A 26,572-nucleotide genomic window follows, 5' to 3' on the forward strand; every position below is an offset into this window, starting at 1 on the left:
GAAGATCCCTCCGATAAGGTTCAGGAATATCACCTACTACTTGGGTAGTAAGTTGCGGCGATTGTATACTACTCCGGTAGTTAATCAAGGAATCCCATGAAGATCGTCGCAAGAGTGGGAGCCGGAGCCAATACACATGAGCGAAAACACGGAGCTGATCACGTCGTTGATCCGGCTTGGATTTACCCAATACGAGGCGCAGGCCTACGCGGCACTCGTCGGTCAAGCCGCGCTGACGGGCGCGGAAGTCGGCCGGCGCGCCGGCATGCCGCCCTCCAAGATCTACGAAACCTTGACGCGCCTGGAAGCGCGCGGGGCGGTGCTCGTCAATCGGTCCGAACCCGTCCGCTATGCGGCCGTGCCTCACCGCTCGTTGCTCGAAGAATTGCGCACGCGCTTCAATGCGGATCTTGAACTCGCTGCGGGCGCGCTCGATCGGCTTCCGGTGCAGCAGGAGCCGGGGCTGGTCTGGTCGTTGAGCGGACGGGAAGCGATCGCCAGTGCCTTCGCGCGCGTCATCGTCAATGCGAAGACGCAGATAGTCGCGGGCGTCTGGGACGAGGAAATCGACGACCTGGGGCCGCTGCTTGAGGCCGCCGCGGCGCGGGGCGTCGATACGCACGTGGCGATTTACGGCAATCGCACGCTCAACGGGCCGCGCCACTACGATATGGCCAAATGCGGCGCCAGCGCGAGGCTCAGGCTTTCCGGACGCCGGCTCGCCGTCGCGGTGGCGGACAACACCGAGGCAGTAGCGGCAGAGTTCGGCGATCATTCACCCGATCAGGCGACGCTGACGACCAATCCGGTCATTGCGCTGCTCGCGGTCGAGTACATCAAGGCGGACGTGAGCGGCCGCGTATTGATCGACGCATTGAGTCCGGCGGAGTACAGGAAAGTCCTGAAGCATCCCGACATGCAGGCGATGCTTGCGCCACTCGACAAACAGGGCTGAGCGACGCAACGCCGCGTGGCTGCCGACGCATTGAACGAAGCGCACGATGTGCTGCTCGCCGACGCGTACAGTCCGCATCCATGCTGCCCAGATACGGTGATTGCCGCCTCCACGCGAGATCCAAATGACCACGTATGCCTTCCGCCTGCTGAATGTATTCGCCGAAGCCACGTTCGGCGGCAACCCGCTTTGCGTATTCGAAGATGCGCGAGGCATGGACGACGCGACCATGCAGGCACTCGCCGTGCAGTTCAACCTGTCCGAAACGACCTTCGTGTTGCCGTCGGACCGCGCGCATGCGCGGGTCCGCATCTTCACGCCGGGGTATGAAATGGCCTTCGCGGGCCATCCGACGCTCGGCACCGCGCATGTCGTGCGCGACCTGTTCGAAGCAGGCGATGACCTCGCGCTTGAGTTCAAGGCCGGGGTTGTCAACGTCAATGCGCACGACGACGTGTGGACGTTCATCGCGCCGCACGTCGGCGTGCCGAAGACGGCAGCGTGTGAGTTGCCCGATGCCCAAACGGCGGCACTGCTCGGGCTGACGAAAGACGACTTGCTCGCGCCCCCGATCTGGGTCGATACAGGCGCCGATCAACTGCTGGTCGCACTCAAGGACACCGACGCCGTGCGCCGCGCGATGCCCGACAGCGCGTGCCTCGACATCTGGCCGAAAAGCAGCCTCGGCCGCAAGACCGCCTACGTGTTCGCGTTCGACGCCGAGCGCCCTGGGAAAGTGGTCTCCCGCTATTTCTTCGTGAAACAAGGCGGCGGCATTTCGGAAGACCCGGGCACCGGATCGGCTTGCGCAAACCTCGGTGGCTGGCTGCTTGCCGCCAAACACAATCTGCCTGCGGCCTTTCAGGTCGAGCAGGGTGATACCGTCGGCCGGCCTTGCCGGCTGCGGTTGTCGGTCGGCGCAAACGGCGAAATCGGTGTCGGGGGGCGCGTGATCGAACTCGGGCGCGGTACCGTCAACGTGTAGAAACGGCACGCGCCGCCGCGCTTGTTATGCTGCGCGCAGCGCTTGCCCGAAACGATCGTCGACATGAACACGCTCACCTCCGACCTCGCGCGCACGCTGCGCGCATCCTGCGACGCCTGCTTCGGCACGGCCGCTGTCTGGCCGCTCGTCGAGCGTGCATACAGCGAGCCGCAGCGTTTCTACCACACGCTCGCGCACCTGGCGGAATTGTTCGCACACCTCGCGCCGTATCGCACGGAACCGCTATGGCCAGCCATCGAGCTCGCCGTATGGGCGCACGATTTCGTCTACGCGACGACGCTGCCGGACTATGCGGACAACGAAGCGCGCAGCGCGCACTGGCTCGTGCAGGTCACGAACGAACGCTGCACCGAGCCGTGGTTGCATGCGCACGCATCGCATGTGTCCGTTGCACACGACCTCGTACTCGCGACGAAGTCGCACCGGCTGCCCGATACGTTCGCGTCCGATCCGGACTTGCAGCGCGCCGGGCGAATTTTTCTCGACGCCGATCTCGGGATCCTCGCAGCAGCGACCACCACGCCTGCGGCGCCATGAACGCGAACAGGCGCTCGATCGCGCTCGGCGTGACGGCCGCGCCGAGCGAACTCACGTGCGACGCGAGCAACACGCCACCGCGGTCCTGAGCAGATCAAGCGCCATCACGAACATCCGCGGATCGGAGCGGACCGCCGTCAGCTCGCGAACTCTTCCGTCTTCTGAAGCCCTCCAAGGAACCGCTTCAACTCCACCGTCCCCGGTCGCGCGAAGATCTCCTCCGGCGTCCCGCTCTCCCAGACCCTGCCCTGATGCATGAACACCACCTTGTCGCTCACCGCGCGCGCGAAGTTCATCTCGTGCGTGACCATGATCAACGTCATGTCGTCGCGCGCGAGCTGCTCGACGACACCCAGCACCTCGCCGACCAGTTCCGGATCGAGCGCCGACGTGATTTCGTCGCACAGCAGCACGCTCGGCTTCATCGCGAGCGCGCGCGCAATCGCGACGCGCTGCTGCTGACCGCCCGACAGCTGTTCCGGAAACGCGTCGAATTTGTCGCCGAGGCCGACCCGCTCGAGCATCAGCTCCGCGATCGCGCGCGCTTGCTGGCGATGCGACTTCTTCACGACCGACTGCGCGAGCATCACGTTTTGCCCGGCGCTCAGATGCGGAAACAGGTTGTATTGCTGGAATACCATCCCGACCTTGAGCCGCAGTGCACGCAAGTCCGCGTGTCGCGCGTCGACGCGTTCGCCGTCGATCGCGATCGTGCCCGCGTCGATGCTCTCGAGCCCGTTGAGCGTGCGCAGCAGCGTACTCTTGCCCGAGCCGCTGCGGCCGATGATCGACACGACTTGCCCGCGTTCGACGGAGAAATCGATGCCCTTGAGCACATGATGGGTACCGAAATTCTTTTCGAGACCACGGGTTTCAACGAGCGGCATTCCATCTCCTTTGCAACGTGCGCGCGTAACGGGTAAGCGGATAACAGAGTGCGAAATAGATGAGTGCGACGAGCCCGTACACGACGAACGGGCGGAACGTCGCGTTCGAGATCGCGACGCCGACCTTGGTCAGCTCGGTGAAGCCGATGATCGACACCAGCGCCGTGTCCTTCACGGCCTGCACGCCGAACCCGACCGTCGGCGCGATCGCGATGCGCGCGGCCTGCGGCAGGATCACGTGACGCAACTGCTCGACGTAGCTCATCGCGAGGCTTGCCGATGCCTCCCACTGCCCTTTCGGCACCGCCTCGACGCAGCCGCGCCAGATTTCCGCGAGATACGCACTCGTGAAGAACGTGAGGCCGGCCGTGGCCGCAATCCACGGCGACACATCGAGACCGATGAGCGGCAGGCCGAAGAACACGACGAACAGCTGCATCAGCAACGGGGTTCCCTGGAACACCTCGATATACAGCTTCGCGCAACTGCGCAGCACGCGCGAGTTCGATACGCGCATCACGAGCAACCCGAGGCCGACGAGACCACCGGACAGAAACGACACGATCGACAGCACGACCGTCCAGCGTGCGGCGAGCAGCAGGTTTGCCAGAATCTGCCCGAACGTGAAATCGATCATCGCGCACCTCGCACACGGCGGGAGAACAGGCGGCGCCCCATCGAGCCAAGCGCGGCGCGCAGCAGCAGCGCCATCGCCAGATACGCGAGCGCGATCACGAAATACGTTTCGAACGAGCGGAAATTGCGCGACTGGATATAGCTCGCCGCATAGGTGAGATCGGCCACCGAGATCTGCGACACGACGGCCGAGCCGAGCATCGTGATGACGATCTGGCTCGCGAGCGCCGGAAACACCTTCGCGAGCGCCTGCGGCAACACGACGTGGCGCAGCATCTGCGCGCGCGACATCGCAAGCGCGGCGGCCGCCTCGAGATGCCCCTTCGGCACCGCGGCGACACCCGCGCGCACGATCTCGACCGAGTACGCGCCGAGATTCAGCGTCATCGCGAGAATCGCGGCCGTATATTCGTCGATGTGCACGCCAAGCGCGGGCAATCCGAAGAAGATGAAGAATAGCTGCACGACGAACGGCGTATTGCGAATCGCCTCGACGTACGCGCCGACCAACGGGCGCAGCCGCACGGCCGCGCGCGCATCGGCGCTGTACGCGGCCGCGCCGAGCACGCCGATCGAAACACCGAGCACGGTCGCGACGGCGGTCAGCGCGAACGTAGTCGCCGCGCCGCTCGCGAACATGCCGGCGTATTCGGCGAGCTCGCCGAATCGAAGCTGATAGCTCATGACAGATGGGAAGAATCGGGTTCAGACGACGATCGCCGCGCCATCGCAGGCACGGCGGCGCTCGCTCACAGGCCGGCAGGCAACGGCTGGCCGAGCCACTTCTTCGACATCGCGCTCAGCGTGCCGTCCTGCTTCGCATGCGCGATCGCGTCGTCGATCTTCGCGAGCAGGCGTGCTTCGTTCTTGTTCACGCCGACGAAACACGGCGAATTCTTGATCACGAACTTGACCTCGGGCCGGCGCGGCGGATTCTTCGCGAGAATCGCCGCTGCGACGATGTTGCCGGCCGCGATCAACTGCACCTGCCCGGACAGGAACGCCTGGATCGTCGCGTTGTTGTCCTCGAAGCGCTTGATCGTCGCGTTCGGTGCGAGCTGCGACAGTGCGATCTCCTCGAGTGCGCCGCGTGTGGCGCCGACCGTCTTGCCATTCAGGTCGGCGGGCGTGCTCACCTTCACGTCGGCCGGCCCGAACACGCCCTGGAAATACGGTGCGTACGCGGTCGAGAAGTCGACGACCTTCTCGCGCTCCGGCGTCTTGCCGAGCGACGAGATCACCATGTCGACCTTGTTGGTCGTCAGATACGGAATCCGGTTCGCGCTGTTCACGGGCACCAGCTTCAGCTTCACGCCGAGCGATTTCGCAAGCAGTTCGGCCATGTCGATGTCATAGCCCTGCGGTTGCATGTCCGTACCCACCGAGCCGAACGGCGGATAGTCCTCCGGCACCGCGACGCGCAGCGCGCCGCTTTTCGCAATGGTGTCGAGCGCGTCGGCGCGCGCGGGCGCGGCGGCAAACAGCGCCATCACGGGCGCGGCGATCAGCGCAGCCAGCCATGCGCGTCGGGGGAACGGTCGGGTGATCGAATTCACGGTGAGTCTTCCTTGTCTCGTCTGTCGTCGGGCAGCGCGCAACCGTTGCGCGGCCATGCCCACTTCAGCAAAAACCGGGCCACCCCCGCTTCACCCTTCAATTGTCGGCAATAGCCGCCGAGCATGCCGAAATGCATTCCTCATTTCGGTGCATGAATCGATGCCGGACGCCGCGGTTGCCCGTTCGCGGCGCGCGTCCATGCACCAAACCATCCGACCAGTCTGACCAGACGAATCGGCCGGCGGTCGCGGAAGGACAGGCCGGCTCCCGTCAGCAAAACCACCGTACGCCCTCATCCCAAATAGTGACACGACTAACATCAGAAGATTGCATTTTCACATTTAATGTGATTTTATTATCACTCGTAGCAAGCCGCCGCGGACCGCGCATGCGGCGCACCCCATACCAAGGAAGAGACGCAGATGGAGACAATCGCCGTCATCGGCAGCAACATGGTCGACCTCGTGACCTATGTCGCGCGCATGCCCGCCCGGGGCGAAACGCTCGAAGCACCGAACTTCGAGCTCGGCTGCGGCGGCAAGGGTGCGAACCAGGCGGTCGCGGCCGCACGTCTCGGCGCGCGCGTCGTGATGGTGACGAAGGTCGGCGACGACGTGTTCGCCGACAACACGATCCGCAACTTCGAGCGCGAAGGGATCGACACCACGCACGTGCGCAAGGTCGCCGGCGTGCCGAGCGGCGTCGCGCCGATCTTCGTCGAACCCGATTCGAGCAACAGCATCCTGATCGTCAAGGGCGCGAACCGCCACCTGAAGCCAGCCGACATCGACGCGGCCGCGCCGATGCTCGCCGAATGCGCGCTGATCGTGCTGCAGCTCGAGATCGAGCTCGACACCGTCTATCACGCGATCGCGTTCGGCGCGCGGCACGGCATCCCCGTGCTGCTGAACCCCGCGCCTGCGGTAGCCGACCTCGATTTCGAGCGGATCCGCTCCGTCGAATTCTTCGTGCCGAACGAAACCGAACTCGCGATCGTGTCGGGCATGCCGGTCGATTCGCGCGACACCGCGGCGCGCGCCGCCGAAGCGCTGGTCGCGCGCGGCCTGAAGCACGTGCTCGTCACGCTCGGCGACAAGGGCTCGCTGCTCGTGTCGCGCGACGGTGTACAGCACGTGCCCGGCGTACCGGTCGACGCGCGCGATACGACGGGCGCCGGCGACGCGTATATCGGCTGCTTCGCGCGCTGCTATGCCGCGTCGCACGACGCGATCGACGCGATGCGCCACGCATCCGCGTACGCCGCGCATTCGGTCACCGGCCTCGGCACGCAGAAGTCGTACGCCGACGCCGCGACGTTCGAACGCTTCCTCCGCGACGCCGGCCTCTGACCGGCGCCTTCATCGACGAGACAATTGGGAAGGAGACACCCGTGAGCCGAGCCAGAATCGAACACACACCCGACGGCTATTACCTGACCCGCACACCGCTGTTCGCATTCACGCTGCTGTGCTGCCTGTTCGCGCTGTGGGGCACCGCCGCGAACCTGAACGACGTGCTGATCGCGCAGTTCAAGAAATCGTTCTTCCTGTCCGACTTCGAATCGGCGTTCGTGCAGTCCGCCTTCTATCTCGGCTACTTCTTCCTCGCGATCCCCGCCGCGACCGTCGTGAAGAAGTTCAGCTACAAGACGACGATCCTCGTCGGCCTGCTGCTCTATACGACCGGCTGCCTGCTGTTCTTCCCGGCTGCGTCGATGGCGAAGTACGGGATGTTCCTCGTCGCGCTGTTCGTGATCGCCGCGGGCCTGTCGTTCCTCGAAACGGCGTCGAACTCGTATTCGACGCTGATGGGCCCGCGCGACACCAGCACGCGGCGGCTGAACATCTCGCAGACGTTCTACCCGTTCGGCGCGATGGCCGGCGTGTACATGGGCAGCTTCCTGATCTTCAAGGAAGGCGACGCGTCGCATGCGCAGCTCGCGGCGATGTCGGCGGCCGATGCGCACGTGCACCAGCTCGCGATGATCCAGGCCACGCTCGAGCCGTACAAATGGCTGATCGTCGTGCTCGTCGCGGTGTTCATCGTGTTTGCGCTCACGCCCTACCCGGCCTGCAAGGGCAACGGGCCGAGCGCGGCCACGCACCGGATCGACGCGCGCGGCACGCTCGCGCGCCTGTTCGGCAACCGGCGCTTCGTCGCGGGCATCGTCGCGCAGTTCCTGTACGTCGGCGCGCAGGTCGGCGTGTGGAGCTTCACGATCCGGCTCGCGATGCAGATCGGCGGCCTGACCGAGCGCGGCGCCTCGCGCTACCTGCTCGCGACATTCTTCGCGTTCTTCGTCGGCAAGCTGGTCGCGACGCTCGTGATGAAGCGCGTCGGCCCGGCCAAGGTGCTGATCGTCTACGGCATCCTGTGCATCGCGCTGCTCGCGTACACGATCAGCGTGCATAACATCACGGCCGTCTATGCAGCGGTATGCGTAAGCGTGTTCCTCGGCCCGTGCTGGCCGACGATCTACGGCCTCACGATCGACGGCCTCGGCAAGGACACCGAATACGGCGGCTCGATCCTCGTGATGAGCATCGTCGGCGGCGCGGTCGTGCCGCTGATCCAGGGGCTGATTTCCGACCATACCGGCGGCAACATGCAGCTCGCGTTCGCCGTGCCGCTCGCATGCTTCGTCGTGATCGTCTACTACGGCTTCTACTGCCTGCGCCACCTGCCGGCCGCGACGCCCGACGCGGCGGCCGACGGCAAAACGGCCGCGCGCTACGCGGCGACGCGCACCACGTCGGGAGCGTAACCATGCGAGGCGAGATCGAACTGCGGCGCGACGACTTCCGCGACATGCCGCGCACGCTGTACCGCACCGACGGCATCACCGTCACCGCGTTCGCGTATCCGTCCGGCGTCGAGGCGCTGAAGCTCGAGAACCGCCGCGGCCACGTCGTCGTGCTGCCGTATCTCGGCCAGATGATCTGGGCCGCCGCGTTCGACGGCCGCGACCTGACGATGAAGCACATGTTCCGGCAGCCGAAGCGCGCGGCGTCGATCATCGATACCTACGGCTGCTTCATGTTCCACAGCGGGCTGCTGCGCAACGGCTGCCCGGGCCCGGACGACACGCACGCGCTGCACGGCGAGATGCCGTGCGCGCCGATGGATCGCGCAAGCCTGATCGTCGGCACGGATGCGCACGGCGCAACGGTCGAAGTGACCGGCGAATACGAATACGTGCAGGGTTTCGGCAGTCACTACGTCGCACGTCCGTCGGTACGGCTCGCGGAACACGACGCGCAGATGACGATCACGATGGACGTGACGAATCTCGGCGGCACGCCGATGGACCTGATGTACATGGCGCACCTGAACTATGCGTACGTGCCGGGCGGCCGTTTTGTGCAATCGCTGCCGCGCGGCGGATTGCGATTGCGCGAAAGCGTGCCCGCACACGTGAAGCCGACCGCCGCGTGGCGCGACTATACGGCCACGCTCGCACGCGAACCGGAACGGCTCACGACACTCGATACGCCCGCGCTGTACGACCCCGAGATCGTGTTTCTCATCGACGGTGCGGAAACGGATGCAGACGGCGTCGCGCATTTCCTGCTCGCGCATCCGGACGGCGCCGCATTCCACACCGCGTACCGCCCCGAACAGTTCCCGCATGCGACGCGCTGGATCCTGCACAACGCGGACCAGCAGGTCGCCGCGTTCGCGCTGCCGTCGACCTGCGAGCCGGAGGGGTATGAAGCGGAACGCCGCAAAGGCCATGTCGCGGCACTCGCGCCGGGCGCGACGCGCCGCTTCGACGTGGTGACCGGCTACCTGAGCGCGGCGGAAGCACGCGATGCGTGAAGCGATGCGCGGCCGCGTTGCGTCAGGTCACGAGCGCGATCCCGTGCTCGCGGATCGCCGTTTCGTAGCGGCTGCCCAGTTGCCCGTCGGAGATCACGTAGTTGAAGTCGGTCAGTTCGGCGAAATAGGCCGCGCGCACTTCGTCGAACTTCGTGTGGTCGACGATCAGGAAGCGGTTCTGCGCGCGCGCCATCACCTTCTTCTTCGCGTCGACTTCGTGGAAGTTGAAGCACGTGACGCCGCAGCGGTCGCTCACGCCGGCCGCGGAGATGAACGCCTTCGACACGCGCACCGTGTCGAGGATGCCGGTTTCGGCGACCGACTCGAACACCATGTTCTTGCGGTGATACGCGCCGCCGCACAGGATCACGCTGCAATGCGGCTTTTGCTGCAGCTTCGCGAACACGTTCAGCGAATTGCAGACGGCCGTGAATTCGAGGTCGTCCGGAATGAAGTCGACGATGAACGGCGTGGTCGAGCCGCAGTCGACGAAGATCGTGTCGCCGGTCGTCACGAACTGCGCGGCCAGCTTGCCGATGCGGCGCTTTTCCTCGGTCTGCCGGTTGTTCTCGGCGCTGATCAGGTACTCGCCGATGTCGCTGCGCTGCGCGGCGAAATGGCGCGTCACGTAGCCGCCGATCAGGCTCAGGCCGTGCGGGTTGTCCGCGAGATCGCGGCGGATCGTCATCTCGGACACGCCGAACAGCTCGGCGACTTCCCTCAGATGAATCGCGTTCTGCCCTTGCAGCACGTTCATCAGCGTCTTGATCCGTTCACCCTTCTTCGTTTCCATGCCTGTATCCTGCCTGCCATTCGCACTCGTCGCTCGTCGTGCCGGGCGCGCGGGCCTGGCCGGAATGTCGTATTTGTAACAAACCGATGTGAAAACATCAACTTTCCGTGTGCCTTTCCGGCACACGATCCGTGGAGTCCTGAAACATGCCGCTTTCCAACGCCCAACTCGCCCAAACCATCGATCACACGCTGCTCGCGCCCGACGCGAGCGACGCGCAGATCCGCGAACTCTGCCGCCAGGCGGCCGAGCATCGCTTTTACTCGGTCTGCGTGAATTCGGCGAACGTGCCGCTCGCCGCACGCGAGCTGGCCGATACCGGCGTGCTCGTCTGCGCGGTGGTCGGCTTTCCGCTCGGCGCGGGGCTGTCGGCCGCGAAGGCATTCGAGGCGTCGGCCGCGATCGCGGCGGGCGCCGGCGAGATCGACATGGTGATCAACCTCGGCGCGCTGAAGAGCGGCCGTGCCGACGACGTGAAGGCCGACATCGCAGCCGTGCACCACGCATGCGGCGCGGTGCCGCTGAAGGTGATCCTCGAGACGGGGCTGCTGAGCGACGACGAGAAGGTGCGCGTGTGCGAGATGTGCCGCGATCTCGGCGTCGCGTTCGTGAAGACGTCGACCGGGTTCGGTCACGGCGGCGCGACGCTCGCGGATGTCGCGCTGATGCGCCGCACGGTCGGGCCGGACCTCGGCGTGAAGGCATCGGGCGGCGTGCGCGACCGCGCGGCCGCGCTCGCGATGCTCGAGGCCGGCGCGACGCGGCTCGGCACGAGCTCGGGAGTGGCGATCGTCACCGATCAGGGCGGCAGCGATTCGGCGTACTGACGCGCGAAGGGCGGGTGCCCGGACCGGACTGTCAGCGGCGGTGTCGAACTCCGTTCACCGCCACGAGCCGTTCGTCCGTCACCGCGGCAAGCCGTGAAGCGTGGATCCGCATTCGGCTTGCCTGCTCCGGGAGGCGAGCCAGCGCGCAGCTCCGGTCCAAAAAAAACAACCGATCATCCACACATCACGGCCACCGTCGGCGACTTGCGGAACGCGCAATCCGCTATCAACCGGATCGCGAGCAGCTCAATTCCACGCATGGCGCGCCGGACGCACGCCGTTCAGGTAGTAGTTGCCGACGAGGTGATACTTCCACCGCACCGGATCGTGCAGCGTATGCGTGCGCGCGTTGCGCCAATGCCGGTCGAGATTGTGCTCGGCCAGCGTCGACTGTGTGCCGGCCAGCTCGAACAGCTTCTCGCCCGCGAGCAGCGCGATCTCGGTCGTCAGCACCTTCGCTTCGCCGACCGCAACCGACGCGCGCGCGACATCGTCGTCGGTCACCGTGCCGCGCGCGCCGATCTCGTCGAGCGCGCGCGCCGCGCGTTCGAGCAGCGCTTCCGCCGCATGAAGCTGGATGTGCAGACGGCCGATCTCGCGGAGGATCAGCGGATCGTCTGCCGCCCGTTCGACGCCGCTGTCGACCCACGGCCGCGTGCGGGTGCGCACGAACGCCAGCGTATCGTCGATCGCCGCTTTCGCGATGCCCGCATCGATCGCTGCCTGGATGATCTGCGACAGCGGGCCATTGAGCGTCGGCTCATCCGACACGCGCTGCGCGGGCAGCACATGCGACGCGGGCACGCGCACGCCGTCGAGCACCACCGTGCCGCTCGCGGTCGTGCGCTGCCCGAACCCCGACCAGTCGTCGATCACGGTCAGCCCCGGCGTCGGCTGCGGCACGTACGCAAGCCACGCGTGCTGTGCGTCGTCGAGACCGAGCACCGGCACGTAATGCGCGAACAGCGCACCCGTCGAGTAGAACTTCGTGCCGTCGACGACATAGTCGTCGCCGTCGCGGCGCACGCGCGTCTTCAGATCGAGCACGTGCTTCGTGCCCTTCTCCGAGAAGCCGTTGCCGAACCGCTTGCCGCTCAGCACTTCCGCGAAGAAATAGCGCTTTTGCGCGTCGGTGCCGACCAGTGCGATCACGTCGACCAGCCCGAAATGGTTCTGCGGCAACTGTCCGAGCGACGCATCGGCCGCCGCGACGATCTTGATCACCTCGGTGAGCGTCACATGCGATACGCCCGCGCCGCCGTATGCCTTCGGCACCGTGATCGCCCATAGCCCAGACTGCGAGAACCATTCGATCTCGTCGCGCGGCAACCGGCGCTCCCGATCGCGTTCGGCGGCGCCTTCCGCAAGCCGCTGCGCCAGCGCATGTGCGGCCGCGATCGCCTGTGCGTCGTCGGCGATCACTCGGGCCACTTGCGGTTTCTGATCGGCCGACCGCTCCTGAATCGTGGCGCTCGTCTCTGACATCGGGCTCTCCTGTCGAATCGCGAAAGCATTCAATCTAGCAGCGCGTTGCAGGTCGGCAAACCGAGCGATTCTCGTAATGATATTCCTTCGGATCACAAACGACATGGAGAATCACGCACGCGACATCATGCTTCCGCGTCGCAATCGATGCCCGAGCGTCGGGGTGTCCGCGGCCGGTCCGCGTAATGCTCATCGACGATAACGATCTGCGAATCCGTTATTGGAATGCCCGCCCCGCGCTTCCTATACTGGCCTCCCGGCGCAAACGGCCCCGCCTTTCGAGGAAATCCGCATGACTTCGTCGCACGCAGACACCGACCTTTCCACCGGCACCGACTACGACGCACTCGCGAGCCGGTTCCGGCCGATATTCGACCGCATCGCCGCCGGCACCGCCGAACGCGAACGCCGCCGTGAGCTGCCGCACGAAGCGATCGGCTGGCTGAAGGCGGCCGGCTTCGGCGCGGTACGGCTGCCGGTACGCGACGGCGGTGCCGGCGCATCGCTGCCGCAGTTGTTCCGGCTGCTGATCGAGCTCGCCGCCGCCGATTCCAATCTGCCGCAGGCGTTGCGCGGACACTTCGCGTTCGTCGAGGACTGGCTGAACACTCCGCCCGGGCCGCAACGCACGACATGGTTCGACCGGTTCGCGAGCGGCCAGCTCGTCGGCAACGCATGGTCGGAGGCCGGCGACGTTCCGCTCGGCCAGACCATCACGAAGGTGTCGGAACAGAACGGCCGGCTCGTGCTGAACGGGCGGAAGTTCTACAGCACGGGCAGCCTGTTCGCCGACTGGATCGACGTGTTCGCGCAGCGCGCACACGACGGCAGCGACGTGATCGTCGCCGTCGCGACCGCACAGCCTGGCGTGATCCGCGAAGACGACTGGGACGGCTTCGGCCAGACGACCACCGGCAGCGGCACGACGCGCTTCGAGAATGCGACGGTCGACGCCGACAACGTGATCGACTTCGCACGCCGCTTCAAGTACCAGACCGCGTTCTACCAGTTGTTCCACGTCGCGACGCTGGCCGGCATCGGCCACGCGATCGTGCGCGACGCGAGTGAACTCGTGCGCAACCGCACCCGCGTGTACAGCCACGGCAACGCCGCACGTGCGGGCGACGATGCGCAGCTCCAGCAGGTGATCGGCGAAATCTCGTCATGGGCGTATGCGGCCGACGCGCTCGCGTTGCGCGCCGCGCAGCCGCTTCAGCTCGCCTACGAAACCCGCTTCGGCGGCGACGAACAGGCCGAGCACGACGCGAACGTCGCGGCCGAAATCGAATCCGCGCAGAGCCAGCTCGTCGTGTCCGAACTCGTACTGCGCGCCGCGACGCGGCTGTTCGACGCACTTGGCGCGTCCGCCACGCGCAGCACGACCGCGCTCGACCGCCACTGGCGCAACGCGCGTACGGTGTCGTCGCACAATCCGCTCGTCTACAAGGCCAGGATCGTCGGCGACTGGATCATCAACGGCCGCACGCCGCCGTTCGTCTGGCGCGTCGGCAACGGCACGAGCCCGAGTACGGAAACGGGAGCCGTTCGATGAGCAAGACCATCCGCTTCAACGCGTTCGAGATGAACTGTGTCGGCCATCAGTCGCCGGGGCTGTGGGCGCATCCGCGCGACCGTTCGTGGCAGTACAAGGACCTCGACTACTGGACCGACCTCGCCCGCATCCTCGAACGCGGGATCTTCGACGCGATCTTCATCGCGGACGTGATCGGCTATTACGACGTCTACAAGGGCAGCAACTACCACGCGCTGCACCAGGCCGCGCAGATCCCGGTCAACGACCCGCTGCAGCTCGCGGCGCCGATCGCGATGGCGACCGAGCATCTCGGCATCGGCATTACCGCGTCGACGACGTTCGAGCACCCGTACACGTTCGCGCGCCGGCTGTCGACCGCCGACCATCACACCAAGGGCCGGCTCGCGTGGAACATCGTCACGTCCTACCTGGAAAGTGGCGCGAAGAACGTCGGCGATCACGGCTTGCGCACGCACGACGACCGTTATGCGGTCGCTGCCGAATACGTCGAGGTGCTGTACAAGCTGTTCGAGGGCAGTTGGGAAGACGGCGCGGTGGTGCGCGATCGCGACGGCCGCGTGTTCACGCATCCCGAGAAGGTGCACGAGATCGGCCACAAGGGCCGCTTCTTCGACGTGCCCGGCTATCACCTGTGCGAACCGTCGCCGCAGCGCACGCCGGTGCTGTTTCAGGCCGGCGCGTCCGGCCCCGGCAAGGCGTTCGCCGCGCAGCACGCCGAATGCGTGTTCGTCGCCGCGCCGACCCGCGAGCAGCTCGCGCGCTACGTGGCCGATGTGCGCGCGCAGGCCGCCGCCGCGGGCCGCGATCCGCGCAAGGTGCTGATCTACAACCTCGTCACGGTGATCGTCGACGAAACCGACGAGAAGGCGCAGGCCAAGTTCGACGAATACCGCCGCTACGTGTCGTACGACGGTTCGCTGGTGTTCATGTCCGGTTGGACCGGCATCGACTTCGGCCAGTATGCGCCGGCCGATCCGGTCAGGCGCGTCGAAACGAATGCGATCGTGTCGGCGGTCGAGCACCTCGCAGGCGGCGACACCGCGTGGACGATCGAGGCACTGGCGGCCTGGGGCGGCATCGGGGGAATGGGCCCGGTGTTCGTCGGGTCGGCGGCGACCGTCGCGGACATCCTGCAGGAATGGGTTGCCGCAACCGACGTGGATGGCTTCAATCTCGCGTATGCGGTCGCGCATGAAACCTTCGAAGACATCGTGCACTTTCTCGTTCCGGAGCTGCAGCGGCGCGGCGTCTATCCGACGCAATATGCGCCGGGCACGCTGCGCGAGAAACTGTTCGGCGGCACGGCGCGGCTGCCGGACGAGCATCCGGCCGCGCAGTTTCGCGATATCGAGCAGATCAAGCGCAATGCCGAGCGGGAGATCGTCAGCGCCTGACGGCAATGTCGAAGCCGGCTTGCCCGCATTAGGCGGCGACCGGCTTCAGCGCAAACGGCTTCGTGCGGTCCGACGAAGCCGTTGGTATTTTCCGGGGCGGCGAACGCGCCCCCGCCAGCGTTTACGCGGCGCTTTCGTCGTCGATGTCGCGTGCCGTCGGCTCGTAACGCACGATCAACAGAAACACGATCGGCGTGACCGCACTGATCGCGACGACCCAGAACATGTCCGTACCGAGACGGGCCTGCAGGATCGGCAGCACGAACAGCGCAAGCGCCTGGCCGATGCCGCACAGCGAACGCCCGAAGCCGACACCGGTGCCGCGGATCGACGCCGGGTAAGACAAGGTCGGATAGATCATCATCTGCGCGCCCGGCCCGAAACCTTCGGCGAACAGCCAGGTGCCGAGCATCAGCAGCACGATGCCGACCGCGATCGCACCGTGCGGATGTCCGGCCAGCGCAAGCGCGACAAGCGCGACGAACTGCAGCGCGAAGCCCGCGATCGCGACATGACGCGACGGATATCGATACGCGAGGCGCATGCCCAGCAAGCCACCGGTAAACGCGAACAGGACGTTCAACGCGAGCGATGCCGCGATCGTCTCGAACACGCCCGCGCCGAGAAACTGCGACAGGATCGACGGCAGGAAGAACGCGATCGCCGTGTACTCGAACGGAATACACAGGTTCATCACGCTGGCGACGATCGTGCGCCCGAGATACGGACGCTGGAACAGCACGCGAATCCGCACCGGCGGCTGGCTCGGCTCGCGTCGTGCATCCTCCGCTTCGTGTGCGTGAATGCCGTACGACTCGCGAAGGATACGCGCGGCATTAGCCAGGTCGCCCTGGTTCGCGGCCCACAGCGGCGATTCGTTCATGAAACGATTCCTGACCAGAATGATGACGAGCGCCGGCACCGCGCCGAAGATCAGCGACGCGCGCCAAAGCCAACCCGCGTGCTCGGCCGGCAGCAGGAAATACAGGCCGAAGATCAGCAGGAAACAGACCGACGACGCCACGTACCACATCGGGCACCACGCGGCGAGCCGCGACGCCTTGTTGCCGCGGCCGCTGAACTTCGAGAATTCCGCGAGAAACGCCATCGCGACAGGCAGGTCGATACCGACACCGAGCCCCATCACGAAGCGTGCGCCGATCAGCACCCAGACGTTCGGCGCCAGCCCGGCCGCGATCGCGGCGATCACGAAAAACAGCATGTCGGCCATGAACACCTGATAACGACCGATCCTGTCGGTCAGCCACCCGCCGATCAGGCTGCCGAAGATCGTGCCGATCATGATCGCCGAACCGACCAGCCCGGTCAGCGCGGGCGTCAGGCCGAACTCGCGCGCGACGTCGTCGATACCGTAGGACAACGTCGTCAGGTCGTACGCATCGAGAAACACGCCGCCGAGCGCGAGCAGCACGATCATCCGCGCATGGCTGACGGAGCTGTCCGTCGTATTGATCAGGCGCGCCACATCGCTCGCGGAGCGGATAGGCGCGGAAACCGGTGTGACCGCGTTCAGATCGATCGAACTCATCGCATTCCTTTGTTGCGCCGAATGTTCGGCGATATCCACAGGGAGCCGGGAACGCGGCACGCGCATTCGCTATCGACGGTGCGTGGAGCAAATGCTCGACCGTCGGCACGTACTGTCGTCGAGTTCCGGCAGCGGAGATTCTGTTCTCGCGATCCGGTTATCCCAAGCGATATAACGCGATAAATTATTCGGTGTGCGTCATAAAGTTTCTCGTCGCGTGCGCTTAGCAGCGGCGTGCATGTGCAATCGTGGATTTCTTCGTTATCGATTCCACGGCGCTTCGGTACATTGAGCGGTCATCCTGCCTGTTCGCGGCGCGTTGCCGCTCTTCCGGAGATTCCCCGATGAAGCTGTCCTGGTCCCGCGCATGGCAATCCGCGGCCATCGTCGTTGCCGCTTTCGCCGGTCTCGTATCGATGCACGCACGTGCGGCAACCCCCGCGGAAATCCGCGTCGACTATGCGTACTACTCGCCGGAGAGCCTGGTGATTCGCCACTTCGGCTGGCTCGACGACGAGTTCAAGGTCGACCGCACGTCGATTCGCTGGGTGCTGAGCCTCGGCAGCAATCGCGCGCTGGAATACCTGAACAGCGGCGCGGTCGACTTCGGATCGGCCGCGGGGCTCGCGTCGGTGCTCGCCCGGGCAAACGGCAACCCGATCCGCGCCGTATACGTGTTCTCGCGCCCCGAGTGGACCGCGCTCGTAGTCCGCAAGGATTCGCCGATCCGCTCTCTCGCAGACCTGAAGGGCAAGAAAATCGCCGCGACGCGCGGCACCGATCCGTTCCTGTTCACGCTGCGCGCATTGCACACGGCCGGCCTGACGCGCGACGATGTGGAGATCGTGAACCTGCAGCATCCGGACGGGCGCACCGCACTCGCGAACGGTCAGGTCGACGCATGGGCCGGTCTCGATCCGCACATGGCAGCAGCACAGCTCGACGACGGCGCACGCCTGCTGTACCGCAACGTCGCATTCAATACGTACGGTTTCCTGAACGTGCGCGACGCATTCGCCAGCCAGTACCCGCAGGCGGTCACGCGCGTGCTGAAGGTCTACGATCGCGCGCGCCAATGGATCATCGCGCATCCGGCCGACACCGCGCAGATCGTCGCCGACGAATCGAAGGTATCGCTGCCGGTTGCGAAACTGCAGCTTCAGCGCAACGACTTCAGCGATCCGGTGCCGGGCGATACCCAACGCGCAGCGCTAAAGGCAGCGGCGCCGGTACTGACGGCCGAACAGTTGACCAGGCCCGGCGTCGATGCCGCGAAGGTTGTCGATACGCTGATCGATCCGGCATTTGCGCGCCCGCTCGTCGCCGCGTCGCACTGAGTTCACGCCGATGACGGACACCGCCACTCGCGACGACGCGCTCGCGCCCCACCGCCTTGCATCGCCCCGCGCGAGCCGGCGCGACCCGCTTCGCGCGTGGCGCATCGCGGGCCTAGCATTGCCGTTCGCCGCGCTCGCGCTGCTGGAATACGGCGTGCGGCACGGCTGGCTGCCGGACCACCTCGTCCCGGCGCCGAGCGAGATTCTCGATACGCTCGCCCGGATGGGCATCACACGCATCGCGCGCCATATCGGCGCGAGCACACTTCGGGTCGCGGCAGGTTTCGCGGCCGGTGCCGGGCTCGCGCTCGTCGTCGGCGCGGCGATGGGCCTGAGCCGCCGGATCGACGCGCTGCTGGAGCCTACGTTCCAGGCGCTGCGTGCGATCCCGTCGCTCGCGTGGGTGCCCGTGCTGCTGCTGTGGCTCGGCATCGACGAAGCGCCGAAGATCACGCTGATTGCGATCGGCGCATTCTTTCCGGTTCATCTGGCGGTGGTCGCCGGGATTCGCGACGTCGACCGCAAGCTCGTCGAGCTCGGCGCGGTATACCGGCTTGGCCCGGTCGCGCTGTTCCGTCGAATCCTGCTGCCGGCCGCGCTGCCGCAAATCGTTACCGGCCTGCGTACCGGCCTCAGCCTTGCGTGGATGTTCATGGTCGCCGCGGAGCTGATCGCGGCCACGCGCGGCCTTGGCTTCCTGTTGAGCGACGGCCGGGAAACCGGGCGCCCCGATCTCGTGTTCGGCGCGATCCTGCTGCTCGCGTTGCTCGGCAAGCTGACCGACGGCGCGATGCGGCGCATCGAATCGCACTGGCTCGGCTGGCGCGACGCATTCGACAACACGCCGCACGAGGCATCGAAATGAGTACGCTGCCTTCTGCGCACACGACGGCCGGCACCGCTACGCCGCTGCTCGACCTGCGGATTGCCCGCAAGCTTTACGGAGATCGGACGATCCTCGCCGACGTCCCGCTGCAGGTTGCCCGCGGCGAAATCGTCTGCATGGTCGGCCCGAGTGGCTGCGGAAAAAGCACGCTGCTGCGGATCGTCTCCGGTCTCGACGCTGACTTCCGCGGCAGCGTCAAGCTCGACGGAATCGCGCTCGACGGGCCCTCCCCGCGCATCGGCGTCATTTTTCAGGAACCGCGACTGCTGCCGTGGCTATCGATCGCGGACAACGTCGGCTTCGCGTCCGGCCCGCGAGGCGGCCGCGAGCCGACCGTCGCACGGCTGCTCGATGAAGTCGGCCTTGCCGGCGTCGCGCGGCAACTGCCGGCCACGTTGTCGGGCGGGATGGCCCAGCGCGCCGCGATCGCGCGCGGGCTGTTCGGCGAGCCGGACCTGTTGCTGCTCGACGAACCGTTCAGCGCGGTCGACGCGATCACCCGGATGCGGTTGCAGACGCTGCTGCTCGATGTGGTTCACCGTCACCGGATGTCAGCGATCGTCGTTACGCACGATCTCGACGAGGCACTGTATCTCGGCGATCGCGTGCTGATGCTCGCGCCGAACCCGGGCCGCGTCGACGACGAGATCCACGTCGCAGTCGCGCGGCCGCGCGATCGGCGCGACCCGTCGCTGGCCGCGCAGCGCGCGCGGCTGCTCGATGCGTTCCAGCGCTTTCACGATCGTGCGGACGGCACGAGGCGCCAGCCGCACGACCATCAGGCATCCGAATCCGGAATCCAGGAGGCTCGAAACTCGTTGCCATGAGCCCGCAAGTCCTGTCGAACATGCGGCCCCGGCACGTCATGCACGGGTGTGCCGCAGTTCGCCGTCGATGGTCTGCGGCAACCTCAGCAGGTTGAAGATCGGGCAGACCGCTTCGACCGCCTGATGCAGCGCGCGAATCGCGTCGGGCGGCTCGGGCGACACGATGTCGAGCGTATAGCGAAGGTTGTGCGGGAATACGGGCACATGCTCGAAGCCCGGCTGCTGCGCGAGCGGATGCTGGTCGCCGGTCACCTCCACCTCGATCGCATCGATCTTCAGGCCGCGCTCGGCGGCCTGGATCAGCGTGATGTGCGTGAGGCAGCTGCCCAGCACGCCGAGCTGCAGCTCCGGCGACGCGGGCCCGAGGTTGTAGCCCGCGAAGTCGGGCGGACTGTCGCTGATCACCTGGAAGTCGCGAATGCGGATCTCGCGCACGCCGCTGCGGCCGAGCGCGCGCACGGTCGCCTTCAGCGGCGTCGCCTTGAAATCGGGATCGTTGCGTGCCGCTTCCTGCTTCGCGCGCCAGGCGTCGCGTTTTTGGGCGAGATAGTCGTTCAGGGTCGTCATGGCCGGGTCGTCGGTGCGTCAGTCGGTTGTACTTCGCGCAGGGCGGCGTCCGCCGCCCGCTGTCGGCGGCGCTCAGTCCGCCTTCGGAATCCAAGCGGCGGTCGCCGCGTCGCTCGCACGGAACGCGGGGAACTTCGCGCCGAGTTCGGCCACGGTCCGGATGTCGTTTTTCACGAGATCGTCGCGCGTGATCAGCGTCGGCTTGACGACGATGCACGCTCCCGGGTCCTGGCCAGCGACGAGCAGCGCGGCGGCCCGCACCGACACGGCGCCGACGATCGCCGGATTGGTCGCGGCCGTCGCGACCCACGCGCTGTTCGGCGCGCGGATGGCCTCGATGTCGGCGGTCGAGATATCCGCGCTGTAGATGCGGATCTTCGACGACAGCTTCGCTTCGTCCGCGGCGAGCTTCGCGCCGCGCGCGAACTCGTCGTAAGGCGCGAACACGACGCGGATGTCGGGATTCGCGCGATAGGCCGCTGCCGCCTGATTCGCGACCGATTGCGCGATCGGGTTGTCGACGGTGCCCCAGCGCGCCTTTTCCTGCACCTTCGGATGCGCGCGCTTGAAGTCGCGCCATGCGGCATCGCGCCGGTCGAGCGGCGCAAAGCCGGCGACATACACATAACCGGCCGCGAATGCGTCGCCGTTGTCCTTGACCGCCTGACCGAGCAGCAGGTTGGCCAGGTCGCGATCGCTCTGTTCGATCTGCGGCACCTTCGGATTGCCGAGATCGACGTCGAATGCGACGACCTTGATCCCCTTGTCCAGCGCGCGCTGGACGACGTCCTTCAACGATTCGGGCAAGCCGTGGTTGACGATGATCGCGGACACGCCGATGCCGATCGCCTGCTGGATCTGCTCGCGCTGTTCGGCCGCGTCCTGCCGGCCCTCGTAGATGCGCAAATCGACGCCGAGCGCCTTCGCCTGCTTCTGCGCGCCGGCCTCGTAGGCCTGGAAGAAGTCGCCGGTCGACAGATAGTTGACGAGCGCGATCTTCACGCCGCCCTTGTCGAACGGTGCGGGCGCGCCCTTGAGCGGGCCGGCGTGCGCCGCGGGTGCGAACGCAGCCAATGCAGCTGCGAAAAACAGCGTGAGCACACCGACCTTCCGGTCGATGCGCGGCTTGCGGCGAAGCGACGATCGCATGGTCTGCCTGTCTCCGTGGGAACGATATCCGCACAATCTATCAGCGCGACATGCGCGCTCAAACCGAGCGATTCGGCAATGGATATTCCTTCGGATGTCAGATCGGTTGCGGCGGCAACGCTTCGATCCGGGAATAAGCAATCGAGCGCGCGCGTGATAACCGTCGCAGGAATCGATGGTTGGGCAGCGCACCCCGCGTTGACTACAGTCGCACGATTCAGCCCCCTCATTTCCTTCGGATCCTTCGACGCCATGACACGTCCCCATCGAATCCGCCGCTCGCTTGCCGGCATGCTACTGGCGCTCGCGGCCACCGGCGCCTTCTCTCCGGTCCGCGCTCAAGGCGACGCGCCGGCCGGTGCCGCGGTGCCGTCGCTGAAAGGCAAGCGGATCGGCATCACCGCGATCGGCACCGATCACTACTGGGACCTGAAGGCCTACCAGGGCGCGATCGACGAAGTGAAACGCCTGGGCGGCACGCCGATCGCGCTCGATGCCGGCCGCAACGACAACCGGCAGATCGCGCAGATCCAGACGCTGATCGCGCAGAAGCCGGACGCCATCATCGAGCAGCTCGGCACGGCGACCGTGCTGGAGCCGTGGCTGCAGAAGATCCGGCAGGCCGGCATTCCGCTGTTCACGATCGACACGGCCTCGCCGTCGAGCCTGAACGTCACGACCTCGGACAACTTCTTCATCGGCGAGCAGCTCGCGCTGAAGCTCGTCAACGACATCCACGGCGAAGGCAACATCCTCGTGTTCAACGGCTTCTACGGCGTGCCGGTGTGCGCGATCCGCTACGACCAGTTGAAGGCCGTGCTGAAGTATTACCCGAAGGTGAAGATCATCCAGCCCGAGCTGCGCGACGTAATTCCGAACACGGTCCAGAGCGCGTACGCGCAGGTGAGCCAGCTGCTCGGCAAGTATCCGAAAGGACAGATCGCCGCGATCTGGGCCGCGTGGGACGTGCCGCAGGTCGGCGCGACGCAGGCCGTCGACGCCGCGCGCCGCAGCGAGATCAAGACCTACGCGGTGGACGGCAGCCCCGACGTCGTCGCGCTCGTGAAGGACCCGAAATCGAGCGCGGCCGCCGTGGTCGCGCAGCAGCCCGCGCTGATCGGCAAGACGGCGGTCGACAACGTCGCGCGCTACCTGGCCGGAGACCGCGCGCTGCCGCCCTATACGTACGTGCCGTCGCTGCTCGTCACGAAGGACAACGCCGGCACGGCGCAACAGACGCTCGGGCAGACGGGGCCGCAATGAGCACCGGCGCGGGCCCGTCCGCGCTGGCGCTGCGCGGGATCGTCAAGCGGTTCGACGGAGTGCCGGCGTTGCGCGGCGCGTCGCTGGACGTCCCGCGCGGCACCGTGCACGGCCTGATCGGCCAGAATGGCGCGGGCAAGTCGACGCTGATCCGGATTCTCGCCGGCATCGACGCGGCCGACGCCGGCACGCTCGAGATCGACGGTGTCGCGCGGCCGCTCGCCGCCGACGGGTCGCACGCGCCGTCGTCCGGCATCGAATTCATTCACCAGGAGCGCCTGCTGCCGGCCACCTTCACGGTCGCCGAAGCGCTGGCGCTCGGCCGCGAGCCGGCGTTCGGCGCCGGGGTGCCCGGGCTGCTCGACATGCGGCGCATGCGACGCACGGCGCACGATGCGTTGCAGCGGCATTTCGGCATCGCGCTGCCGCCGGACCGGCTGATCGCCGAGCTCAGCGTCGCCGAGCGGCAGATCGTGCAGATCACGCGTGCGCTGATGCGCGACCCGCGCATCCTCGTGCTCGACGAGCCGACCGCCGCGCTCGTGAGCCGCGAGGTCGACCGGCTGCTGCAGACGCTGGACCGTCTGCGGCAGCGCGGACTGACGATCCTCTACGTATCGCACTACCTGGACGAGATCGCGACGCTGTGCGATCGCGTGACCGTACTGCGCGACGGCGTCGACGTCGCGCACGTCGACGCGCGCACCACGTCGACGGAAGCGCTCGTCGCGGCGATGCTCGGCACGGACGCCGCGTCGCGCCCGCGCGGGCCGTCCCGCGTGCCCGGTGAGCCGGTGCTGCAGGTGACCGGGTTATCCGTGCGCGGTCGTTTCGACGACGTGTCGTTCGACGTGCGGCGCGGCGAGATCGTCGGCATGACTGGGCTGCTCGGCTCCGGCGGCAAGCAGGTCGTGCGCAGCCTGTTCGGCCTGGAGCGCGGCATGCGCGGCGAGATCGGCATCGACGGCCGCGTGGCCCGGCTGCGCGGCCCGCGCGACGCGGTCCGGCACGGCATCGCGTTCGTGCCCGAAGACCGCCGCTCGCACGGCGTCGCGCCGGCGCTGTCGGTGCGCGAGAACGTCACGCTCGCGAGCCTCGGGCGGTTCAGCCGCGCCGGCCTGCTTGCGCGGCGCCGGGAGGACGACGCGGTGCGGCGGCTGATCGCGGACCTGGGCATCCGGACGCCGGGCCCGGACGCGCCGGTGCGCCAACTGTCCGGCGGCAACCAGCAGAAGGTCGCGCTCGCAAAATGGCTGAGCCGCGGCGCCGAGCGGACCTCCCCTGTGTACCTGCTCGACGAGCCGACGGTGGGCGTCGATATCGGCGCCAAGGCGGAAATCTACCGGCTGCTCGACCGGCTCGCGCGCGACGGGGCCGCAATCCTGCTGTTTTCCAGCGACCTGCTCGAACTGCTTGAGCTCACCGACCGCGTGCTCGTGATGGCGCGCGGCCGGATCGTGCACGAGGTCGCGACGCGCGACACCACTCGCCAGGACCTGCTCGCGTGGGCGAGCGGCGCGCGCGGCCGCACGCCGCCACGGGAGATCGCCGCATGAGCCGGCCGCTCGACCGCCAGCCGCAGGCAGCCGGCGGCGCCGCTTTCGCGCTGCCGCCGGCTGCATCGGACGCGCAATTCTGGCTGCGCTGGGGCGCACTGCTGGCGTTCGCGGCGGTGTTCGCGGCATTCGCCGCCAGTTCGCCGCTCTTTCTGACGGTTGCGAATCTCGCGAACGTGCTGCAGCAATCCGTCGTGATCGGCTTGCTCGGCTTCGGCCTGACGGTCGTGCTGATCGGCGGCGGCCCGGACCCGATCCGCGGCGGCCTCGACCTGTCGGTCGCGGCGAACCTGGGCCTGTGCGCGGCCGTGCAGGCAGTCGCGCTGCGCGACGGCGCGACGGATGGCGCGGCGCTCGCACTGATGCTCGCCACCGGCGCGGCCGTCGGCGCGCTGAACGCGTTCGCGGTGATCGTGCTGCGCATCTTCCCGCTGCTCGCCACGCTGACGACGATGAACCTGTGCGCCGGCTTCGAACTGGTGCTGACGCAAAACACGTCGGTCGCGGCGGCAAGCCCGCTGCTGGCTTTCCTGCTCGACAACGGCCCGTTCGATATCCCGCATCTCGCGTACGCGCTGCCGGGCGCCGCACTGCTGTTTACCGTGCTGGTTCACCGGACCCGCTTCGGCCTGCGGCTCGCCGCGACCGGTGCGCATCGCCACGCCGCGCGCGCCGCCGGGCTGCGCGTGAACGCCTATGTCGCGGCCAGCTACGTGCTGAGCGGGATCGCGGCCGCACTCGCCGCGCTCGCGTCGAGCGCGTTGCTGAGCGGCAGCGCGCCCGGCGCCGGCGAAAACCTGCTGGCCGTCGTCGCGGCCGCGCTGCTCGGCGTCGTGTTCTCGCGGCGGCTCGTGCCGACGGTGCCGGGTACGCTGCTCGCCGTGCTGTTCGTCGGCATCGTCGGCAACGGCTTTCAGCTCGACAACGTCTCGAGCTACTGGATCAACGGCGTCGAAGGCGCGTTGATTCTGTTCGTCGTCGCGACGACCGCCGTGATTCGGCGCCGCCATACGGAAGACCATGCCCATGACTGAATGGACCGACCGCTTGCAGCGGTTCTCGCTCGTGGCCGCGCTCGTCGCGGTGTTCGCGTTCTTCGCGGTGTGCGCGCCCGGGTTCGCGCGGCCCGCCAACCTTGCCGACGTGCTGACCAACAACTTCGCACTGCTGGCGATTGCCGCGCTCGGCATGACGCTCGCGCTGTCGATCGGCGCGGTCGACCTGTCGCTCGGCACCGCGATCGACTTCGCCAGCCTCGTGTTCGTGCAACTGTGCGCGCAGCAGGTCGGCGTGCTGCCCGCGCTCGCGGGCGGTCTTTGCGCGGCACTACTGGTCGGCGCGTTCAACGGCGCGCTGATCGCCGGGCTCGGCATCGCGCCGTTTCTCGCGACGCTCGGCACGCTGTTCATCGGCCAGACCGTCCAGCAACTCGCCACCGGCGGCGGCCAGCCCGTCTACCTGCTGAATGCGGCGTTGCCGCCGCTGTTCGGGGCGCTCGCGCACGGCACGTTCGCCGGCGTGCCGGTGCCGCTGTGGATCGTCGGCGCGCTGGCCGTCGCCGTGCATGTCGCGCTCGCGCACTCCACGTTCGGGCGGCGCAGCATCGCGCTCGGCGCGCAGGCCGGCGTGGCGCGCTACTCGGGCCTGCCGGTCGCGGCGACCATCGTCGTGACGTGCGTTGCGAGCGCACTGGTCTACGGCGTGGTCGGCCTGCTGCTGTCGTCGACGGTCAAGGCCTACGTGCCGCAAGCCGGCAACGGTTTCCTGCTGAACGCGATCGGCGCGACGTTCATCGGCACGACGCTGTCGCCGATGCGCCGCCCCGGCGTGACCGGCACGCTGTTCGGCGTGCTGCTGATCAGCCTGGTCGCCAACGGGCTGCTGCTGATCGGCTGGAATTTCTACTGGCAGCAGGTGGCCACCGGCGCGCTGATCCTCGCCGTGCTCGCGCTGAGCTTCGCGACACGGCGCAGCCGCGCCGCTTGAC

Annotated in this window: 26 protein-coding genes; 16 read left to right on the top strand and 10 right to left on the bottom strand. The window is 67.0% G+C overall.

The genetic code is table 11. The annotated features are described in order from the left end of the window. Nucleotides 1-136 precede the first annotated feature (136 nt). The 3 genes from MRS60_RS34285 (at nucleotide 137) to MRS60_RS34295 (ending at nucleotide 2,498) form a co-directional block, all read left to right on the top strand. Complete coding sequence (locus MRS60_RS34285) at nucleotides 137-955, top strand: TrmB family transcriptional regulator (protein WP_034184576.1); 819 nt, start codon at nucleotides 137-139, stop codon at nucleotides 953-955. Between the two features lie 124 nt (nucleotides 956-1,079). Continuing rightward, nucleotides 1,080-1,940 carry a PhzF family phenazine biosynthesis protein gene (locus tag MRS60_RS34290; protein ID WP_243567442.1) on the top strand — a complete coding sequence of 287 codons (861 nt, stop codon included), beginning with the start codon at nucleotides 1,080-1,082 and terminating at the stop codon, nucleotides 1,938-1,940. A 63-nt stretch (nucleotides 1,941-2,003) separates the two neighbouring features. Beyond that, the gene (locus tag MRS60_RS34295) at nucleotides 2,004-2,498 is read left to right on the top strand and encodes a hypothetical protein (RefSeq protein ID WP_243567024.1); all 495 of its coding nucleotides are present in this window, start codon (nucleotides 2,004-2,006) and stop codon (nucleotides 2,496-2,498) included. Nucleotides 2,499-2,635: 137 nt separating this feature from the next. Here MRS60_RS34295 and MRS60_RS34300 read toward each other — a convergent pair whose 3' ends face one another. The 5 genes from MRS60_RS34300 to MRS60_RS34320 all read right to left on the bottom strand — a co-directional run bounded on the left by MRS60_RS34300 (nucleotide 2,636) and on the right by MRS60_RS34320 (nucleotide 5,714). Then, a complete protein-coding gene (locus tag MRS60_RS34300) occupies nucleotides 2,636-3,385 on the bottom strand; it encodes an amino acid ABC transporter ATP-binding protein (protein ID WP_034184578.1) in 750 nt (249 codons plus the stop codon). Next, nucleotides 3,372-4,022, bottom strand: coding sequence for an amino acid ABC transporter permease (locus MRS60_RS34305; RefSeq protein ID WP_034184579.1), 651 nt, complete (start codon nucleotides 4,020-4,022; stop codon nucleotides 3,372-3,374). Before MRS60_RS34305 ends, MRS60_RS34300 begins: the two co-directional genes overlap by 14 nt. Beyond that, nucleotides 4,019-4,705, bottom strand: coding sequence for an amino acid ABC transporter permease (locus tag MRS60_RS34310; protein WP_034184580.1), 687 nt, complete (start codon nucleotides 4,703-4,705; stop codon nucleotides 4,019-4,021). Before MRS60_RS34310 ends, MRS60_RS34305 begins: the two co-directional genes overlap by 4 nt. Before the next feature lie 65 nt (nucleotides 4,706-4,770). Next, nucleotides 4,771-5,577: a transporter substrate-binding domain-containing protein gene (locus MRS60_RS34315; RefSeq protein ID WP_034184581.1), complete on the bottom strand. Its 807-nt coding sequence runs from the start codon at nucleotides 5,575-5,577 to the stop codon at nucleotides 4,771-4,773. After that, nucleotides 5,574-5,714, bottom strand: coding sequence for a hypothetical protein (locus MRS60_RS34320; RefSeq protein WP_243567026.1), 141 nt, complete (start codon nucleotides 5,712-5,714; stop codon nucleotides 5,574-5,576). Before MRS60_RS34320 ends, MRS60_RS34315 begins: the two co-directional genes overlap by 4 nt. A 286-nt stretch (nucleotides 5,715-6,000) precedes the next feature. On the opposite strand from MRS60_RS34320, the gene rbsK reads away from it, so the two are divergent. From rbsK to MRS60_RS34335, 3 genes are read left to right on the top strand one after another with little or no spacing between them, the layout of a single operon-like run. Further along, complete coding sequence (gene rbsK, locus MRS60_RS34325; RefSeq protein ID WP_243567027.1) at nucleotides 6,001-6,927, top strand: ribokinase; 927 nt, start codon at nucleotides 6,001-6,003, stop codon at nucleotides 6,925-6,927. A 41-nt stretch (nucleotides 6,928-6,968) separates the two neighbouring features. Next, nucleotides 6,969-8,342: an L-fucose:H+ symporter permease gene (gene fucP, locus MRS60_RS34330; RefSeq protein WP_034184583.1), complete on the top strand. Its 1,374-nt coding sequence runs from the start codon at nucleotides 6,969-6,971 to the stop codon at nucleotides 8,340-8,342. Nucleotides 8,343-8,344: 2 nt separating this feature from the next. Further along, the gene (locus MRS60_RS34335; RefSeq protein WP_243567029.1) at nucleotides 8,345-9,397 is read left to right on the top strand and encodes an aldose 1-epimerase family protein; all 1,053 of its coding nucleotides are present in this window, start codon (nucleotides 8,345-8,347) and stop codon (nucleotides 9,395-9,397) included. Nucleotides 9,398-9,419: 22 nt separating this feature from the next. Here the strand turns inward: MRS60_RS34335 and deoR are convergent, their stop codons facing one another. Then, complete coding sequence (deoR, locus tag MRS60_RS34340) at nucleotides 9,420-10,190, bottom strand: DNA-binding transcriptional repressor DeoR (protein WP_034184585.1); 771 nt, start codon at nucleotides 10,188-10,190, stop codon at nucleotides 9,420-9,422. A gap of 146 nt (nucleotides 10,191-10,336) precedes the next feature. On the opposite strand from deoR, the gene deoC reads away from it, so the two are divergent. Then, nucleotides 10,337-11,017: a deoxyribose-phosphate aldolase gene (deoC, locus tag MRS60_RS34345; RefSeq protein ID WP_034184586.1), complete on the top strand. Its 681-nt coding sequence runs from the start codon at nucleotides 10,337-10,339 to the stop codon at nucleotides 11,015-11,017. Nucleotides 11,018-11,263: 246 nt separating this feature from the next. Here deoC and MRS60_RS34350 read toward each other — a convergent pair whose 3' ends face one another. Beyond that, a complete protein-coding gene (locus MRS60_RS34350) occupies nucleotides 11,264-12,502 on the bottom strand; it encodes an SfnB family sulfur acquisition oxidoreductase (RefSeq protein WP_175748048.1) in 1,239 nt (412 codons plus the stop codon). A 292-nt stretch (nucleotides 12,503-12,794) separates the two neighbouring features. Between MRS60_RS34350 and MRS60_RS34355 the strand changes: the two genes are divergently transcribed. Then, complete coding sequence (locus MRS60_RS34355; protein ID WP_243567031.1) at nucleotides 12,795-14,054, top strand: monooxygenase; 1,260 nt, start codon at nucleotides 12,795-12,797, stop codon at nucleotides 14,052-14,054. After that, nucleotides 14,051-15,451, top strand: coding sequence for an LLM class flavin-dependent oxidoreductase (locus MRS60_RS34360; RefSeq protein ID WP_243567032.1), 1,401 nt, complete (start codon nucleotides 14,051-14,053; stop codon nucleotides 15,449-15,451). The genes MRS60_RS34355 and MRS60_RS34360 overlap by 4 nt, the downstream gene beginning before the upstream one ends. A gap of 121 nt (nucleotides 15,452-15,572) precedes the next feature. Here MRS60_RS34360 and MRS60_RS34365 read toward each other — a convergent pair whose 3' ends face one another. Then, on the bottom strand, nucleotides 15,573-17,000 hold the full coding sequence (locus MRS60_RS34365) for an MFS transporter (protein ID WP_243567034.1): 1,428 nt from the start codon (nucleotides 16,998-17,000) through the stop codon (nucleotides 15,573-15,575). A gap of 344 nt (nucleotides 17,001-17,344) precedes the next feature. Between MRS60_RS34365 and MRS60_RS34370 the strand changes: the two genes are divergently transcribed. From MRS60_RS34370 to MRS60_RS34380, 3 genes are read left to right on the top strand one after another with little or no spacing between them, the layout of a single operon-like run. Then, complete coding sequence (locus tag MRS60_RS34370) at nucleotides 17,345-18,337, top strand: aliphatic sulfonate ABC transporter substrate-binding protein (RefSeq protein ID WP_243567036.1); 993 nt, start codon at nucleotides 17,345-17,347, stop codon at nucleotides 18,335-18,337. Between the two features lie 10 nt (nucleotides 18,338-18,347). After that, nucleotides 18,348-19,202: an ABC transporter permease gene (locus tag MRS60_RS34375; RefSeq protein WP_243567038.1), complete on the top strand. Its 855-nt coding sequence runs from the start codon at nucleotides 18,348-18,350 to the stop codon at nucleotides 19,200-19,202. Next, a complete protein-coding gene (locus MRS60_RS34380; RefSeq protein WP_243567040.1) occupies nucleotides 19,199-20,050 on the top strand; it encodes an ABC transporter ATP-binding protein in 852 nt (283 codons plus the stop codon). The genes MRS60_RS34375 and MRS60_RS34380 overlap by 4 nt, the downstream gene beginning before the upstream one ends. A 36-nt stretch (nucleotides 20,051-20,086) precedes the next feature. Here the strand turns inward: MRS60_RS34380 and MRS60_RS34385 are convergent, their stop codons facing one another. Together MRS60_RS34385 and MRS60_RS34390 are read right to left on the bottom strand one after the other, a co-directional pair. After that, nucleotides 20,087-20,617, bottom strand: a complete 531-nt coding sequence (locus MRS60_RS34385; protein ID WP_034184613.1) for an OsmC family protein — start codon at nucleotides 20,615-20,617, stop codon at nucleotides 20,087-20,089. A gap of 72 nt (nucleotides 20,618-20,689) precedes the next feature. Next, nucleotides 20,690-21,766, bottom strand: a complete 1,077-nt coding sequence (locus MRS60_RS34390; protein ID WP_243567042.1) for a substrate-binding domain-containing protein — start codon at nucleotides 21,764-21,766, stop codon at nucleotides 20,690-20,692. 291 nt (nucleotides 21,767-22,057) lie between these two features. Between MRS60_RS34390 and MRS60_RS34395 the strand changes: the two genes are divergently transcribed. From MRS60_RS34395 to MRS60_RS34410, 4 genes are read left to right on the top strand one after another with little or no spacing between them, the layout of a single operon-like run. Then, the gene (locus MRS60_RS34395) at nucleotides 22,058-23,029 is read left to right on the top strand and encodes a sugar ABC transporter substrate-binding protein (protein ID WP_131946873.1); all 972 of its coding nucleotides are present in this window, start codon (nucleotides 22,058-22,060) and stop codon (nucleotides 23,027-23,029) included. After that, complete coding sequence (locus MRS60_RS34400) at nucleotides 23,026-24,585, top strand: sugar ABC transporter ATP-binding protein (protein WP_243567045.1); 1,560 nt, start codon at nucleotides 23,026-23,028, stop codon at nucleotides 24,583-24,585. Before MRS60_RS34395 ends, MRS60_RS34400 begins: the two co-directional genes overlap by 4 nt. Next, nucleotides 24,582-25,619: an ABC transporter permease gene (locus tag MRS60_RS34405; RefSeq protein WP_034184688.1), complete on the top strand. Its 1,038-nt coding sequence runs from the start codon at nucleotides 24,582-24,584 to the stop codon at nucleotides 25,617-25,619. Before MRS60_RS34400 ends, MRS60_RS34405 begins: the two co-directional genes overlap by 4 nt. Then, nucleotides 25,612-26,571 (top strand): ABC transporter permease, encoded by a 960-nt coding sequence (locus MRS60_RS34410; RefSeq protein ID WP_034184617.1) that lies wholly within the window; start codon nucleotides 25,612-25,614, stop codon nucleotides 26,569-26,571. Before MRS60_RS34405 ends, MRS60_RS34410 begins: the two co-directional genes overlap by 8 nt. The last annotated feature ends 1 nt before the right edge of the window (nucleotide 26,572 follow it).

Origin of the sequence: Burkholderia pyrrocinia (assembly GCF_022809715.1) — a bacterium.
In the GTDB taxonomy this organism is placed as follows: domain Bacteria; phylum Pseudomonadota; class Gammaproteobacteria; order Burkholderiales; family Burkholderiaceae; genus Burkholderia; species Burkholderia pyrrocinia_C.